This is a genomic window from Planktothrix paucivesiculata PCC 9631 (assembly GCF_900009265.2).
In the GTDB taxonomy this organism is placed as follows: domain Bacteria; phylum Cyanobacteriota; class Cyanobacteriia; order Cyanobacteriales; family Microcoleaceae; genus Planktothrix; species Planktothrix paucivesiculata.
The window spans coordinates 256,252-271,792 of sequence record NZ_LR735021.1 but is presented as its reverse complement, the minus strand read 5'-3'; the positions used below and the strand labels follow the sequence as shown (position 1 = coordinate 271,792).

General features: G+C 40.6%; 16 protein-coding genes. 7 read left to right on the top strand and 9 right to left on the bottom strand.

Going from position 1 to position 15,541, the window contains the following annotated elements; all coding sequences use genetic code 11:
• Positions 1–148: 148 nt before the first annotated feature.
• The 3 genes from PL9631_RS18455 to PL9631_RS18445 all read right to left on the bottom strand — a co-directional run bounded on the left by PL9631_RS18455 (position 149) and on the right by PL9631_RS18445 (position 5,811).
• Entirely contained in the window at positions 149–3,370 is a 3,222-nt protein-coding gene (locus PL9631_RS18455; protein WP_083622541.1) for an efflux RND transporter permease subunit, read from the bottom strand.
• Between the two features lie 202 nt (positions 3,371–3,572).
• A complete protein-coding gene (locus PL9631_RS18450) occupies positions 3,573–5,162 on the bottom strand; it encodes an efflux RND transporter periplasmic adaptor subunit (RefSeq protein ID WP_083622539.1) in 1,590 nt (529 codons plus the stop codon).
• Between the two features lie 100 nt (positions 5,163–5,262).
• Positions 5,263–5,811 carry a PadR family transcriptional regulator gene (locus tag PL9631_RS18445; RefSeq protein ID WP_083622538.1) on the bottom strand — a complete coding sequence of 183 codons (549 nt, stop codon included), beginning with the start codon at positions 5,809–5,811 and terminating at the stop codon, positions 5,263–5,265.
• Positions 5,812–5,982: 171 nt separating this feature from the next.
• On the opposite strand from PL9631_RS18445, the gene PL9631_RS18440 reads away from it, so the two are divergent.
• Positions 5,983–6,546, top strand: coding sequence for a Crp/Fnr family transcriptional regulator (locus PL9631_RS18440; protein ID WP_083622536.1), 564 nt, complete (start codon positions 5,983–5,985; stop codon positions 6,544–6,546).
• 40 nt (positions 6,547–6,586) lie between these two features.
• Here PL9631_RS18440 and PL9631_RS18435 read toward each other — a convergent pair whose 3' ends face one another.
• The 5 genes from PL9631_RS18435 to psbH all read right to left on the bottom strand — a co-directional run bounded on the left by PL9631_RS18435 (position 6,587) and on the right by psbH (position 10,972).
• The gene (locus PL9631_RS18435) at positions 6,587–9,235 is read right to left on the bottom strand and encodes a DNA methyltransferase (protein ID WP_083622534.1); all 2,649 of its coding nucleotides are present in this window, start codon (positions 9,233–9,235) and stop codon (positions 6,587–6,589) included.
• 142 nt (positions 9,236–9,377) lie between these two features.
• A complete protein-coding gene (locus PL9631_RS18430) occupies positions 9,378–9,644 on the bottom strand; it encodes a DUF3146 family protein (RefSeq protein ID WP_083622532.1) in 267 nt (88 codons plus the stop codon).
• Complete coding sequence (gene pth, locus PL9631_RS18425) at positions 9,641–10,273, bottom strand: aminoacyl-tRNA hydrolase (RefSeq protein WP_197046426.1); 633 nt, start codon at positions 10,271–10,273, stop codon at positions 9,641–9,643. The genes PL9631_RS18430 and pth overlap by 4 nt, the downstream gene beginning before the upstream one ends.
• Positions 10,274–10,328: 55 nt before the next feature.
• Entirely contained in the window at positions 10,329–10,589 is a 261-nt protein-coding gene (locus PL9631_RS18420; protein ID WP_083622528.1) for a TatA/E family twin arginine-targeting protein translocase, read from the bottom strand.
• A gap of 179 nt (positions 10,590–10,768) precedes the next feature.
• A complete protein-coding gene (gene psbH, locus PL9631_RS18415) occupies positions 10,769–10,972 on the bottom strand; it encodes a photosystem II reaction center phosphoprotein PsbH (RefSeq protein ID WP_042151338.1) in 204 nt (67 codons plus the stop codon).
• A 231-nt stretch (positions 10,973–11,203) separates the two neighbouring features.
• Between psbH and psbN the strand changes: the two genes are divergently transcribed.
• The 6 genes from psbN to PL9631_RS18385 all read left to right on the top strand — a co-directional run bounded on the left by psbN (position 11,204) and on the right by PL9631_RS18385 (position 14,810).
• Positions 11,204–11,335: a photosystem II reaction center protein PsbN gene (gene psbN, locus PL9631_RS18410; protein WP_026787065.1), complete on the top strand. Its 132-nt coding sequence runs from the start codon at positions 11,204–11,206 to the stop codon at positions 11,333–11,335.
• A 152-nt stretch (positions 11,336–11,487) separates the two neighbouring features.
• On the top strand, positions 11,488–12,588 hold the full coding sequence (aroC, locus tag PL9631_RS18405) for a chorismate synthase (RefSeq protein WP_083622527.1): 1,101 nt from the start codon (positions 11,488–11,490) through the stop codon (positions 12,586–12,588).
• A 1-nt stretch (position 12,589) separates the two neighbouring features.
• Complete coding sequence (locus PL9631_RS18400) at positions 12,590–13,501, top strand: MBL fold metallo-hydrolase (protein WP_083622525.1); 912 nt, start codon at positions 12,590–12,592, stop codon at positions 13,499–13,501.
• 50 nt (positions 13,502–13,551) lie between these two features.
• Positions 13,552–14,100 (top strand): DUF3747 domain-containing protein, encoded by a 549-nt coding sequence (locus PL9631_RS18395; RefSeq protein ID WP_083622523.1) that lies wholly within the window; start codon positions 13,552–13,554, stop codon positions 14,098–14,100.
• A 120-nt stretch (positions 14,101–14,220) separates the two neighbouring features.
• Positions 14,221–14,556 (top strand): DUF6883 domain-containing protein, encoded by a 336-nt coding sequence (locus PL9631_RS18390; RefSeq protein ID WP_083622522.1) that lies wholly within the window; start codon positions 14,221–14,223, stop codon positions 14,554–14,556.
• A 29-nt stretch (positions 14,557–14,585) separates the two neighbouring features.
• Complete coding sequence (locus PL9631_RS18385) at positions 14,586–14,810, top strand: DUF4926 domain-containing protein (RefSeq protein WP_026787069.1); 225 nt, start codon at positions 14,586–14,588, stop codon at positions 14,808–14,810.
• 99 nt (positions 14,811–14,909) lie between these two features.
• Here the strand turns inward: PL9631_RS18385 and PL9631_RS18380 are convergent, their stop codons facing one another.
• The gene (locus tag PL9631_RS18380; RefSeq protein ID WP_083622520.1) at positions 14,910–15,524 is read right to left on the bottom strand and encodes a Uma2 family endonuclease; all 615 of its coding nucleotides are present in this window, start codon (positions 15,522–15,524) and stop codon (positions 14,910–14,912) included.
• Between the last annotated feature and the right edge of the window lie 17 nt (positions 15,525–15,541).

Genomic DNA, 15,541 nt, shown 5'->3' with positions numbered 1-15,541 from the left:
AAATCCTCAATCGGAATCATTAATCTTGTAATGTTATCAAATCATCATAACTTAACAATTTATAAATTAAGTTATGTTAACTCAATTATACACCCATTATCTCAGTTACAACAAAAAGTCCGTTACCCGAATTATCTATAGGATTGCTTTACAAATCCCGAGTTTTATCAGAACTTTGTAAAGCTTTGGTAAGTTGATCCCCATGGGGTGGGACAGTACCCTTGCCATTAGTGTATGATCCGTTGTCTGTATTCAAAGGGACATTTTCTAAATCTTGTTCCGGAGAATTATGCCCCATCAAACGGGATTGAATACTGGTAGCAATCACATAAAAAACCGGAATAATATAGAGACTCAAAAATGTAGAAACAAACATTCCGCCCATCACCGCCATACCAATTGCTACCCGACTAGCTGCCCCTGCCCCCGTAGCAAAAGCTAGAGGCATCACCCCTAAAATCGTCGATAAAGCGGTCATCATAATCGGGCGAAATCTTAATCGACAGGCTTCAATTGCGGCTTTTTGAATCGATAATCCCTGTTCTCGTAATTGGTTAGCAAATTCCACAATTAAAATCGAGTTTTTAGTTGCTAATCCAATCAACATAATCAACCCAATTCGACTAAAAGCATTTAATTCTAATTGTGCCATCCATAGTGCTCCAAATGCCCCTAATAAGGACAGAGGAACCGCTAATAGAATAATCACCGGGTCAATATAACTTTCAAATTGGGCAGCTAAGGTTAGGAAAATAAAGACTAAGGCGAGGGCAAAAATAAAATTAGTCGATTGACCTGCTGCTTTAAATTCTAAAGATTCCCCAGAAAAAGAGGTTCGCATATCCGGTGGTAGAATCTCCTTAGCTAAATTTTCTAAAGCATTTAACGCCACGCCTAAACTGACTCCCTGGGCCGGACTTCCTTCTAAAGTTGCCGAACGAAAGCGATTAAAATGGTTAATTTGAGGGGGTGTTGTCGCGGTAGAAATGGTGACTAAATTACTCAAAGCAATCATTTCTCCCTGTTGGGAACGCACATATAATTGCTTTAAATCCTCTGGATTTGCTCGATATTGTTCCTCAGCCCGAACCACTACTTCATAGCTTTGATTTCCCTGATTAAAACTGGTAATTTCCTGACCCCCAACCAAAATTTGTAAGGTTCTAGCAATATCCTGTACAGACACTCCTAAATTTCCAGCTTGGGAACGATCTACACTAATCACTAATTCCGGTTTATTCAGTTTTAAATTGGTATCAATATTCACCACCTCGGGTAAATTTCTGGCTTGAATGACAAATTCTTCCGAAACATTTGCCAATTGTTCTAAATCACGACCTTGTAAGACAAATTGGATCGGTTGACCTTGACCGCCTCCGGGCAATCCCCCGGGATTGGTAGCGAAGACTAAGGCATCGGTAATTCCAGAAAATTTACCTAATAATTTTCCCACAATAGATTGTTGAGATTGTTCGGGTTTCGTGCGTTCAGACCAAGGTGTTAAACGAGCAAAAGAAAATCCTCTATTCCCTTGGGAAACCCCTCGACTAGAACCCGCAATGGCAAAATAACTTCTAATTTCTGGGATTTGACTAAAGATATTTTCAACCTGCTGAACCACTCGGTTAGTATAGTTAATACTCACTCCTTCGGGAGCAGTAATTGGGGTAAAAACTCGACCTCGATCTTCCGTGGGTAAAAATCCCTGGGGCAACTGCAAAAATAACCAAGCTGTTAATCCTAAACTAGCAATAAATCCTAAAATAACAAGGGGTTTAATTCCCATCAATACGTTTAATGTCCAAGCATAAATAGCGATGATTTTATTCAAAACCCATTCAAAAACATCTAGGGGGAAAGATAAAATTTTCATCAATCCCCGGGGCTCGGTTTCGTGACGCAATAAACGGGCGGCTAGGGGAGGAGCTAAGGTCAAAGCCACAATACTCGAAAAGACCACCGAACCCGCTAAGGTCAAGGCAAATTCATTAAATAATCGTCCCGTTGCTCCCCCAGCAAAGGCGACGGGAACAAATACCGCCACTAAAACAACCGTGGTGGCAATTACAGCAAATACCACTTCTCCCACGGCGGCGTAGGTTGCAGGGAAGGGGTCTAGTCGTTTTTCTTCCATATAACGGATGATATTTTCTAAGACCACAATCGTATCATCCACGACTAAACCCGTGGCTAAAGTTAAGGCAAATAGGGTGAGGGTATTAATCGAAAATCCCAGAAAAAACATCACACTAAAAGCCCCAATTAAAGAAATAGGAATGGTGATGGCTGGAATTAACGTAGCCCTCCAATTTTTCAAGAATAGGAAGATAATTAAAACGACTAGAGAAATGGAGATAAACAGACTAATCCAAACTTCTTCAATAGCCAATTCGACAAATTCAGAATAATCTACAGCAATTTCATATCTGAGTCCTTCAGGAAAACTTTTTTCTAATTCTACTAATTGAGCTTTAATTCCCTGAACTACTTCAATTAAATTAGCATCTGCTAGTTTACTAATGCCCATGGAAACCGCAGGTTTTCCATTAAAACGGGCAACTACTCGATCATCTCTTGCTCCAATTTCTACTCGTCCAATATCCCGAATTTTAACCTGAGAGCTATTATCATTGCGCTTAATAATTAGGTCTTCATAATCTTGAGGGGTTTGTAATCTTCCTAGGGTTCTCACGGGATATTCCGTTTCTTTACCTTCAATTCGACCACTAGGAATTTCAATATTTTGTCGTCTTAGGGCTTGTTCAACATCTAAAGCGCTAATTTGACGGGCTGCCATTTGCACCGGGTTTAACCATAATAGCATGGCATAACGGCGTTCTCCGGCAATAAAAATGCTATTTACACCATCAACAGTTTCTAAGGTATTTTTAATATAAAGATCGGCATAGTTGCTTAATTCTAAAGGAGATAAATTATCGGAAAAGAATCCCACCCATAAAATTCTTTCATCATCTCCAGAGCGCTTTTCTACGGTTGGTTCATCGACTTCATCAGGTAATCTTCTAGCCGCCCTTCCTACCCGAGTTCTAACTTCTTGGGCGGCGACTTCTAAATCTCGATCTAATTCAAATTCAACTGAAATAGAACTGCTTCCTTCTCGACTATTAGAAGTGAGGGTTTTAATTCCGGCAATGCCGTTAATTTGGGCTTCTAAAATCTCTGTAACTTCTGTTTCTACGACCTGGGGACTTGCCCCCGGATAGCTGGTACTTACGGTCACAATCGGTGGATCAATCTTAGGATATTCCTGCACTGGAAGGCGAGTATAACCCACCAGTCCTAAAATAATAATCAGCAACGAACAAACCGAAGCAAAAACAGGTCTTTTAATGAAAAAATGAGTAAACATATTAATTAGAATTACGAATTATGAATTACGAATAGGTAATGGGTAATGGGTAATGGGTAATGGGTAATGGGTAATGGGTAATGGGTAATAGGTAATAGGTAATGGGTAATAGTTTACTCCCCCTGCCTCCCCTGCCTCCCCTGCTCCCCCTGCGGCCACTGAGCCTGTCGAAGTGCCGCCTGCTCCCCCTGCCCCCTCAACCTCAACCCTTGGGAGTTTGATCGGAATTAGCAGGTAAAATATTAATAGCTGCACCATCGGATAATTTTTGTGTACCGGAGATAATCAATTTTTGTCCTGGTTTCAATCCTTCTAAAATTTCCGCCTGATCTTTTTGAATTAAACCTAATTTAATCGGTTGTTTTTTGGCGGTTAATTTTTCTTCTCCTTCCGCCAAAAATACAAATCGTTGATTACCTTGAAATTGAACGGCGGTCATCGGAATTACAACGGCATTTAGTTTTTGTTTCCAAACTACTTCAGCCCGGACAAATTGACCATCTTTAAATAATCCTTGACGATTATCAAAACTTGCTTTAGCTAAAATTGTTTGGGAGTCTTGATTAACTGAAGGAGAGATAAAACTAATTCGTCCGGTGCCTAATACTTTTCCCTGGGCATCAATCATGTTCACCGATAATCCTAACTTGAGATCTTCTTTGTGTTCTAATGCTACGGGTAAGCGTAATTCTAACTGATCATTTGCGGTTAACCGGGTGAGAATATCTCCTTTACTCACATAATCTCCCACTTTAATTCCTACATCACCCACTACCCCTGTAAACGGTGCTAAAACGGCGGTTTCTTGCAAATCTAATTCAATATTGCGAACCTGAGCCGATGCTTCAGCAACCTGGGCTTCCGCCTGTTGAACTTCTTGAATTCGAGTGCCATTTTCTAATTGTTTTAAAGCCTGTTGTTCCTGTTCAATAACGGCTTGACGGAGATTAATTTCTGATTGTCGATTTTTTTGTAATTGTTCTAAACGGCGTTTTGCGGCTTGTAAATTCGCATTAGCACTACTTTTTTGAGAAGATAAAGCATCAAATTGATCTTGAGAAATTGCCCCTGATTCGCTTAAATCTCTAAAGCGATTTACCCGACTTTGAGCTAATTCGGCATCGGCTCGAATTGAATCGATTTGAGATGCGGCCTGATTAATTTCTGCTAATAAACTACCGGATTCCGCATCGGCTAATTTAGCTTTTGCTTCTGCTAATTTTGCCCTTCCTTGAGCAATTTCTTCTGGACGACTTCCGGCTTGTAATTCTGATAAACGGGCTTGAGTTCTAACTAAATTGGCTTTAGCTTGATTTAAACTCGATTCTACACTATCACTTTTGAGGCGAGCGATCGCGTCTCCCTGTTGAATCAACTGCCCAGAGCGCACTAAAATTTCAGTAATTCGACCTTCAATTTCCGGCTTAATATCTACTGCCCGTTGTGCCTCTAATGTTCCCACAAAATCAGAGGTTTCCTCAAAATTTAAAGTTTCTACCGCAGCAATTTTAACTTTATTTTCTCTAGCCCTATTCGGTCTTTCTGCCGTTGGTTTATCCCCATCTTTCGGTGTAGCTTGCCACCATTGTCCTCCGACAAAACCAATCCCCAATGCCATGGAAGTAACCAGCAAAATTGGCAACCATCCGGTTTTAGCAGCCGAGGGTTCTGGAGCAATTTTTATGGGTAAGGATTTAGCGGGAAAATCAGTTCCTTCTCGCTGATTTTCCGACTGAATCAATTCTTGATCCTGTTCTTTCACAGTAGATTTAGGGGATTGTAAATTAGACATTTTTCAGCCAAGATTAAGGTTGCTTTTTACGGAGCAAAACGACATTAAATTGAGATAAAATTAGAGTTAAAGTCTAAAGTTACAATATATTAAACTCAGTCTACATCTTTCCAGAGATAGATGTAGAGGCTGTAGATTTTTCTTTTTCTAAACATTCATGGAGCCAATCCATTTCTGACTCCAGCATCACTTTTGCACGTTCCCAAGTTGCTACTTGAAAAGAGTCCGTTACCAACTTTCCCATTTCTTGACTATCTAAATAAGTTTTTCGTTGATAACAAACCCTTAAACGAATTTCAATCAGTTGGACTCGTTCCCCAGGTTCTAAACTTCCGAAAAAGAAATACTTCACTAAAAATCGAGCACGACTTTTAACCCAGCTTTCTTGCGGATGTTCCAACATTTGTTCCCGCCAGCGATCGCATCCAGCCGCAGTTACGGCATAAATTTTGCGACTCGCCCCCCCATCTCCAGACTCCTCTAACAAAACCTGAACTTGACCCCGTTCTTCTAAACGTTTGAGCAAGGGGTAAATCGCTCCATAGTTAACGCTCATACAACTACTGAGAAATAACTCCAGCCGTTGTTTTAGTCGGTAGCCATGTAAAGGTTCCTGTTGTAATAGTCCAAGGGCAGATAACTCTAACATTATATCAAACTGATAGTTATAAATGTATTGAATTGTAGCCGATTATTTTTTTGGCAATCAGGTCGTATTATAATGCAGGCTTCTCGGAAATGTCAGAGAATTTTAACCGAGAGTGAACCTAAATTTAACCTCAAACCTTTAGGCTGGGAGTAAGCATTCAAGGAATCTCCTGTGAATATTTCAACCCTTGTTAATCCTGCGTTAACCTCCAGACCCCGTACCTTTAACCCCCGGGAACAAATCCCCCTCTGGTCTAATACCCTATGGAAGATCGAACGGGGTGTCGTGCGTACCCTCACATGGAAAGAAGATGGAACTTTAATTAGTTTAGGATATTGGGGACAGAATGATATTGTCGGTAGACCCGTTTCTCAACTTGACCCCTATCAAATTGAATGTGTTAGCTCCGTTGAAGTTAGTCTCATCCCTTCAACTCATTGGTCAAATTATCTGGATCGGATTTTAACCCATCTGCGCCAAACAGAAGAACTGCAAAGTATTCTCCACACCCAAGGGACAGAACAGCGTTTATTTAATTGTTTAAAATGGCTGGGAAAAAAATTTGGTCGTTTGACACCCGAAGGATTATTGATAGATTTGCGTCTGACCCATGCTGATATTTCTGATTTAATTGGCATGACCCGAGTTAGTGTTACCCGCATGATGATTAAACTTGAACAGGATGAATTAATTCAACGTCCGGGCCGTCATTGTATTATTTTAAATCAGCTTTAACTGAAGAACTGAGGTTCTTCCCTTCTTCCCAGAGGTTTCTCTATTCCTCTGTCAATATTCCATCAAACTCTGTCAGTGAATCCTCTTCAAGTTCAATCTCATCAACTGTATTATCAGTTAACCCTAGTTCCTTTTTGGCAAATACACGCCTTGCGCGGCGATCAAGAATCTTGATAATATTGGTTCGATCTTCTTTAATAGCCTCAATATCCTCTTTTTGAATCAACACCATATAGTAACGGGATACTTCCATCATCCGATAAGCGTACTGAAAAGCATCTCTGGTAAACTCCCCAGTCGTTACGATCATTACGACATCAGCACCCGTTACAAAAGTCATGCCTACTTCTTTCGCTAACACCTCAACATCGACTCGTTTGGTATTTTTGCACTGAATTTGCCAACGATGATAGACAAAACGATCAGATGCAGCTAAAACATCTACTTCCCCTTGTCCTGTTTCATAGTCCCGTTTCCGCCATTTTGTGAATCGAAGACTCGTTAAACGAATCATCCAAATAGCTAACAATTCTAGGGCTTTACCTTTTATATGTTTATCTGAATGCTCTAAATCATTAACAACATCTTCAAAACTTCGATTGAGTTCTGTTTGAGATATTTCTGTCATATCTGCAATCGATTCTAACAGTTTAGATAGTAATTCTCGCTGGGCTTTTTCAGTCAACTTAACCAAATTGGGTTTAGCACCACGTCCGCCCGTCGTTTTCTCCGTTTCAATCAAACCTACTTCTACTAAGGGTTGAATAATATCCTTAACAAATGACTTAGAAGGGAACCGTACTTTATAAACGCTCACCGCATAATTAACAATATCATTCCATTTTGTTAGTTCTATAATACTCATTTGGAGCATTGCTAATAGAAAATACTTTTGCTCTGAGGTAAGCGTGTAAATTTCATCAATATAGTCTTTATCAAGTTCTAAAATATCATAAACTCGATCCCAATTGATTTCGTAAGTTTTTTCAAATACCCCTGCTTCTTGTAACCATTGACGCATAGTGCTGACATAAATGGCGTTGGGAGAAAGAGAATATCCCATTTCTTGCAGTTCGTAACCAATTAGATCTAATTTAGGTTTATCGCCTCTACTGTTGATTGCTTCCACTGCTTTCAGCAAAGACATTCCAGTTAAGTTAGTCAGGATATGACGGGCAAAAATTGTTGCGGCTTCATCCGCATCACTCTGATTTTCTAATATTTCATTAGCAATATCTGTTACTTTATACTGCCAATCATCATCATTAATCGACTCAACTAACTTGTAAGCACGAAGGGAAAGAAATGTATTCATAGCAAGTTTGCTACGATTTTCTCCTTTCTGTAAATCATTTTGCGTTGAGTGGCTAGAATAGTAACGCTTGGCAATTTCATCCTGTAGCACACGGCGATCAGGTTGACACTTTAGACAGAGTTGTATCAGTTCCCGTAAATTCATCGTTTTAGGTTCAAACTGATGCCCATAAGTAAATTTAAGTTTTTGTTCCGCCATATTATTACTATGCGATTGAAATAAGTCTAATTGGATATAAGTATTTTGATCATCAAGTTTAGATAATTTATCCAGATAATCAGGGGCTAAAGTCAGTGCTTTTGCTTTCAGTGCTTTTCTGTCTTTTAATGGAGTAACCACCAATGGCGCATCTTCTTCAAATCGAAACTGTGATGCTTTAATATAATTTTCATCTAATTCAAAGGCTAACCAACGGCGATCCAGTGTTTCAGCAACTCGTCCAGTCATATTTGAACCTGCAAATGGATCAAGGACTAAATCACCGGGTTCTGTACAAAGTCCGATAACAAATTCAGGTAATGCTTGAGGAAATCGGGCGGGATGAGCTTTAATTCCTTCTTCTTTACAGCGCCTTTGATAGTAATCATTAGATGCAGTATTAGAAGCAGAAATAATATTGACAGGCTGTGCTAAATCATTCTCTAAAATCCAATTAAATTCTCCTAATATGGGTTTTCCAATCGATGTACCTGATTCACATGAAGGATCGGCGATAATATTAGGAGGAATAGCACCACCGCGATCATTCTGAAACTTAGTAGAAATATCATGTCCAGACGGGCGTAATTTTGCGTCATAGCCATTTTTTAATAGATTTTTCATCGCCTCACTGTAAGGGCGTAAAACTCTTTTATTATTGGCTTTAGGATGGGGATCTTTTGATAACCACCAAATTGTATTGACAGCATCTTTAACTCTTTCTCTTCGCACTGTCACCCACTCCGCAGGTGTAGGAAGTTTCGCTGGGTTATACCAAAAAAGCTCTTGAGCGAGAAAAAAACCTAAACCCCCTTCTGATTTTGGTTTGCAAAGCTCTATAACTAATTCAAAATGATACAGCGATCGCACAGGAAAACCCTTAAGCCAAGTTCCTCCAATATCGATCACTAGCGATCCTTGGGGCTTGAGAATCCGGTAAAATTCATAGGTAAACGCCTTGAACCATTCGACGTATTGATGAGCATCTACATTGCCATATTCTTTCTTTCTGACTAAGGCGAAAGGTGGGGAAGTGCAAATCAGATCGATGCTTTCATCGGGCAGTTCTCTCATCAGTTCTAAGCTATTACCTAAATAGGCAGAACCTAGCGACGTTTTGTAGTAAGGGTTACAGCTAATTTGGCTAGCAATATCAAACTTTGAAATACTTTGCACGATTTTGCTTTTTTATAAATTTGTAAATAGGTATAGTAACGCTTTTTATCATTTTAAATTCAGACTTTCTCAAATAAGTATAGCATTCGGTAAACCAGGGTAATAAATTCTATTTTGATCTTTGCTTCCCCTGTACCCTGACCTAAAATTGAGCGCGAACCGTAAAGCAATAATCTCCACCGGGTTCTAATTGATAATCATACTTTTCTAAAAACCGTCCTAGGGGTTCTTGAATTAAAGCTCGTCCTTGGGACGGTTGAATTGTGAGTTTTTTGGTATGTCGAAATCGCCACTGAAATCGCCACTCGTAATCCCCAGCACTGACCTCCCCTTCGAGAAGACCCTGGTGCCAAGATTGTCGCGTAATTCTTACATACGCCGTTGTTTCAGGTAAACTTTTAGAACTCACTCTGGGTTATCAACAAGACTCCGATTATTATATAAACTCATGGCTTTTTCCACACCTTGATGCAAACTCAAATCAATGGCTTCCCCTGTCCATTTTAGAACTTGTTCCATGATTTGCATTTCTGGTGAGGAAAATTTTCCCAACACATAAGAAACCGTTTCCCCGTTTCCAGTCATTGACTTCGGTTTACCAATTCCAATTCGCAACCGAGGAAAGTTTTGGGTTCCTAAATGGGAAATGGTAGATTTCATGCCATTATGACCTCCTGCTGAACCGGACAACCGCAGTCGCAACCGTCCTAATGGTAAATCCATATCATCATAAATTACTAATACGGATGTGGGAGGGAGTTTATACCAATCAACGACAGCACGAATCGCCTGTCCTGACAAATTCATATAGGTTAGAGGCTTTAATAGTCTAATTTTTTCCCCTGATGTTGTCACCCCTTCCCCAAATTTACCTTTAAATTTGCGATTTTCTGAAACGGGAATTCGCCAAGCCTTGGCTAACGCATCTATCGCCTCAAAACCAATATTATGTCGGGTTTGTTCATATTTGTTTTCAGGATTTCCTAAACCCACTATTAATTGAGGCACAATTAAGGTTTTAGTGGGCGTAACCTCCATGATCATAATTATTGATATAGCTAAATAACGTTAATTTATTGATTTTATCTATTAATTATTCCAGGGTATTGACTGAATTTTCAGTGGGAGTAGATGCGACAATTGAGTTGGTTTCTGGCTTGATTTTAGGTGTTTCTTCTAACTTTTGAGCTTCTTTTTTAAATTCATCTTCAAACTCTTTAGAAGCCTGTTGAAACCCTTTCAGGGCTTTACCCAAACTACTGCCAATTTCCGGTAACTTTTTTGGCCCAAAAATCAAGAGTGCCAGTACCAAAATTACTGCCATTTCCGGTAAACCAATGCCAAATATATTCACTAAAATAGTCTCCTTAGTTTCAAAAAATAATTGTCATAAATAGAAAACCGTGAACTGCGACTTTCAACTTTTAACAAGCATAAATGCAGAACTTAGGTCAGTATTTTTAGGTATTATACTTAAAACCCATTGCCTAAATTGCTACTCACAGTTCACGATTAACCGGATTTTAAACTTAATTAGCGGGTTAAATTAGCCCAGTTTACATCCACATTTTCAAGCAGCAGTGAGGAATTATAAATCTGTAAAATAATTAACAGAAACACAAAAAACAGACCCATAAACACTGCCATTAAGGAGGTGGTTCCCCAACCGGGAGAAACCTTACCATACTCGGAATTTAAAGGTCTTAATAAATCTCCTAACCAAGTCCGTTGTGCCATAGTTCACCTAAATTTTTTACGTCAACAAAATTTTTTCTGGATTTTGGACACTCTCACCGCTTCAAGCGAGGGAAGACCGGAGAGGCTTAGGCTAATGTTACCCGATTTAGGTGTCCCCATATCGGGTTAAACACAATATCCTGACTCCAGAATCGAAACAATTGTTAAATTGTCTTAAGTTTTCTAATTATTTTATTATAGAAGCACACGAATAACAAGGGATTAATCATAATGGAACCCGCATTAACTCTAAGCATTTGTATCGCTGTGTTTGTGATCGCCCTGACGGGATATGCGATCTACACAGCCTTTGGCCCTGCTTCTACCGACCTGCGCGACCCCTTTGAAGAACACGAAGACTAACATGGGGTGGGAGATATCCGTAGAGACGTGCCACGGCGCGTCTCTCATGTTTTCTCTCTCAAGCTTTAGGTACATATTTTCTCAAGGTTCCAGGTCTGGTTTAGCTCCAGATCTGCTATAATAAAGAGTTTGGCAAAATAAACACAACCATTATGGGCAACACATTTGGGCATTTGTTTCGGATCACGACCTTTGGAGAATCCCACGGTGGGGCGGTGGGAGTTGTGATCGATGGTTGCCCTCCCCGATTAAAACTTGATATTACAGATATTCAGGCGGAACTGGATCGGCGACGCCCCGGACAAAGCAAGATTACCACTCCTCGCAAAGAAACCGATACCTGTGATATTCTCAGCGGCGTGTTTGAGGGGCAAACCCTGGGAACCCCGATTATGATTATGGTGCGGAACCAGGATACTCGCCCCCAAGATTATAGTGATATGGCGGTAAAATATCGCCCTTCCCATGCCGATGCCACCTATGATGCCAAATATGGGATTAGAAATTGGCAAGGGGGGGGGCGATCTTCCGCCCGAGAAACCATTGGACGGGTGGCCGCCGGGGCGATCGCCAAACAAATCCTCAAACAATATGCCGGGGTAGAAATTATTGGTTATGTAAAACGGATTCAAGATATCGAGGGAGTGATTGATCCCAATACCGTTACCCTAGCTCAAGTAGAAAGTAATATTGTCCGTTGTCCCGATGGCAATTGTGCCGAAACCATGATAGAACGGATTGAACAGGTTCGAGATCAGGGGGACTCCATTGGTGGGGTAGTGGAATGTGTGGCTCGAAATGTTCCGTTAGGACTCGGATCTCCAGTATTTGATAAACTAGAAGCAGATCTAGCGAAAGGGGTAATGTCCTTACCCGCGAGTAAAGGGTTTGAAATTGGCTCGGGCTTTGCGGGCACTCTGCTCACAGGCAGTCAACATAACGATGAATTTTATATTGATCCTGTGGGTAGTGTCCGAACCGTAACCAATCGATCGGGTGGAATTCAGGGTGGCATTTCCAATGGAGAAAATATTATTATCCGAGTAGCATTTAAGCCAACTGCTACAATTCGGAAGGAGCAACGCACCGTCACCCAGGAGGGAGAGGAAACGTTGTTATCGGCGAAAGGACGGCATGACCCCTGTGTTTTACCTCGGGCCGTGCCAATGGTGGAAGCAATGGTTGCCCTTGTGTTGTGCGATCATTTGCTGCGTCATCATGGTCAGTGTGGAACTTTGAAGCCTGAAGAATAAAATGGAAACCAGCCTATCGTCTGTGGGGGCTAACCCTCAGAAGCTCTCTAATTTATCGACTCCCGACTCGAAACCCGAGGATTTTGTGATCCAATTCTGGGGGGTTAGGGGCAGTATTCCCACCCCCGGAAAAGAGACGATTCGTTATGGGGGCAATACCTCCTGTTTGGAAATGCGAGTGGCTGGTAAACGCTTGATTTTTGATGGCGGAACTGGCCTGCGACTCCTAGGAGATGATTTACTTAAAGAAACTCCGGTGGAAGCCTATATGTTTTTTACCCACTACCACTGGGATCATATTCAAGGATTTCCCCTGTTTACCCCGGCTTTTATGCGGGGTAATTGTTTTCATATTTATGGGGCAATTCCGCCGGATGGGGAGTCGATGAAACAACATTTTATTGACCGGATTTTGCATCCGAATTCCCCTGTTCCCCTGACGGGACTCCAGGGAGACTTGAGATTCTATACACTCAAGCCCGGAGACTCGATGATGTTGGATGATATTTTGATTGAAACCGGACAACTGAACCATCCGAATACGGCCATGGGATATCGGGTGACTTGGAAGGGACGCACGGCGGTTTATTGTTCCGATACTGAACATCTCCCCGATGGCTTGGATGAAAATGTCCTAAATCTGTCTCAAAATGCCGATATTTTGATCTACGATGCCATGTATAGCGATGAGGAATATCATAATCCTAAATCTCCGAAAATCGGTTGGGGACATTCCACTTGGCAAGAGGCGGTAAAAATGGCTGAAGCTGCCGGAGTCAAGCGAGTAGTGATTTTCCATCACGACCCTAGCCATAGCGATGACTTTTTGGATCAGATAGAACAGGAAGTCCAGGCCATATCTCCCCAAGCAATTATGGCACGGGAAGGGTTAGTGGTTCCCGTGGGATTTTAGAAAATATTTAGAGTCAGTTCTTGTTGCCATTAGACGGTGCAAAAATCCAGATGAAACTATCACTAAAGCAAACTATTACAGCATTGATCATCGGGATATCAGTCCTGGGTTTTAGCTTAAATGCGATCGCGGTTGATTTTGATCAAAAAGAGGTAGAACAGGATCGATTTGTGGCGATCGCTGTCCCCCGCGCCTTTGGACATACTTTAGTTATTGTGGAACAGGTCTCGGATAGTCGCCCCTGTTGGAGTGAGAGTGGTAGTCAACCCACGATGATTGATCCATTACTGCTGAATTTTGATTTTACTGGGATTTGTGGACGGGCCACCGATAGTAACGGTTATTCGGTGAGAATGGCTGGGACAGATTTGGTGCTCTCCCATGCGTTGAGTGTTCAAAGTACCCCTAATGATATTTTGCTGGTCGCCCAGTCCCGGGCTGATGTCTACGCGCCACCGATTATTATTGGCAGAACCTACGGATTTACCAGTGGTTTCGCTAAAATAATTTTAGAACCCGGTTGGCGTTTAACTAAACGAGTTTATCAGGGAAAAACCCTAGGTCATATTTATTTTACCAGCGATTCTCCAGCGTCTTAAATTGGCAAGATAATTTGATGGGTTGATTAGGAATCAACGGCCTAATTTTTAGCCAGTTTTTTGGCATTTGAGATAATATCATTGATTTGATTAACTCAAAAATTTTATGGGAGAAATTGCTTGAAACTACCCAATTATCGGCAAGCCATAGTTCCACAGAAAAAAATTACAGAATATTTACTGTCACCGACTCATCCTGATGGCAAAAGTAAGGCAAATTTTTTTCTCCGGTTTGGGTTTACGGTTAATTCCTGGGAAATAATGGCTAAAGCTTTCATCAATCATGCTGCTGATCATGAATTAGCTAAAATCGAAACATCTCCTTTTGGAACACGGTACGTTATTGAGGGTATACTCATGACCCCAGATGGTAGGAACCCAGAAGTTCGTTCTGTTTGGTTTATTGCCACCGGAGATGATAATCCTAGACTGGTTAGCGCATATCCACTAGAATAAAATCCTCAGATCAAATTAACTAAACTAATATGATTACTGAATTAGACCGAGTGGTTTTAACCCATGATTTAGCCGAATATAATTTAAAAGCAGGCGATATTGGTACTGTAGTTTTAGTCCATCAAGAAGGTTTAGGATACGAAGTAGAATTTATGACCCTCACAGGTCAAACAATTACTATTATTTCTTTATTTAGTTCTCAAATTCGGGCTATTGGTAATAGAGAAATTGCCCAAGCACGAGTTCTGAGCTAATTATGTTGAAGGGATTTAATCTATCGCCCGTGAGTTGAAACAATTCTGATTATATTAGAGAAACAACCTTTACACTCAAAGTTATTCAAGGTCATAATGTTACACGATACGACCTGCTGCAAAAATTTGTTGGGCGGTGATTTTTAAATTGGGAAAGATTGATGAAACCAATAAATCATTATTTTGAAATAATTGTTTTTGATACTGATCACCGACTAGATTGCAAATAGTAAGAGTAGGTTGTTTTGGTTTACCAATATATTCTCTACCTCCTATTCCTAAATAATCAATAATCCAATATTCAGCAACTCCAAATAAAGCATAATCTTCCACCTTCCGGGCATAATCATTTTGCCAGTTGGTACTGACAACTTCAGCAATGAGTTGAATGGATTTTCCTGATGTAATTATAGGTTTTTGTTCCCATAGGGGTTCATCAATCAGTTTTGTTTGATCTAATACAATGAGATCGGGACGAAAAGCGGTTTCTGTTCCTAATAGTTTGATCAAACAACGATGGGGAATTAGGGAAGGCAGGTCTTGACGATCAATTTCTACATTTAGTTTTCGACTGATAAAAGCTCCTACTTGTTCGTGTAGTCCAGTCGGTTCCATTTCAATTAACTCCCCATCTATTAATTCATGGCGATCGCTATCACCATATTCAGTAATAAATTGATCAACATTTAAGAGTTTTGTTGCTGATTGAATCATAAGAAAAGGATGGGAGT

What these genes read in the sequence shown, in the direction of transcription:
- psbN (WP_026787065.1), top strand. Translation starts at nt 11,204, where the DNA reads ATGGAACCCGCATTAACTCTAAGCATTTGTATCGCTGTGTTTGTGATC.
- PL9631_RS18385 (WP_026787069.1), top strand. Translation starts at nt 14,586, where the DNA reads ATGATTACTGAATTAGACCGAGTGGTTTTAACCCATGATTTAGCCGAA.
- psbH (WP_042151338.1), bottom strand. Translation starts at nt 10,972, where the DNA reads ATGGCACAACGGACTTGGTTAGGAGATTTATTAAGACCTTTAAATTCC.
- PL9631_RS18455 (WP_083622541.1), bottom strand. Translation starts at nt 3,370, where the DNA reads ATGTTTACTCATTTTTTCATTAAAAGACCTGTTTTTGCTTCGGTTTGT.
- aroC (WP_083622527.1), top strand. Translation starts at nt 11,488, where the DNA reads ATGGGCAACACATTTGGGCATTTGTTTCGGATCACGACCTTTGGAGAA.
- PL9631_RS18445 (WP_083622538.1), bottom strand. Translation starts at nt 5,811, where the DNA reads ATGTTAGAGTTATCTGCCCTTGGACTATTACAACAGGAACCTTTACAT.
- PL9631_RS18395 (WP_083622523.1), top strand. Translation starts at nt 13,552, where the DNA reads ATGAAACTATCACTAAAGCAAACTATTACAGCATTGATCATCGGGATA.
- PL9631_RS18400 (WP_083622525.1), top strand. Translation starts at nt 12,590, where the DNA reads ATGGAAACCAGCCTATCGTCTGTGGGGGCTAACCCTCAGAAGCTCTCT.
- pth (WP_197046426.1), bottom strand. Translation starts at nt 10,273, where the DNA reads ATGGAGGTTACGCCCACTAAAACCTTAATTGTGCCTCAATTAATAGTG.
- PL9631_RS18450 (WP_083622539.1), bottom strand. Translation starts at nt 5,162, where the DNA reads ATGTCTAATTTACAATCCCCTAAATCTACTGTGAAAGAACAGGATCAA.
- PL9631_RS18380 (WP_083622520.1), bottom strand. Translation starts at nt 15,524, where the DNA reads ATGATTCAATCAGCAACAAAACTCTTAAATGTTGATCAATTTATTACT.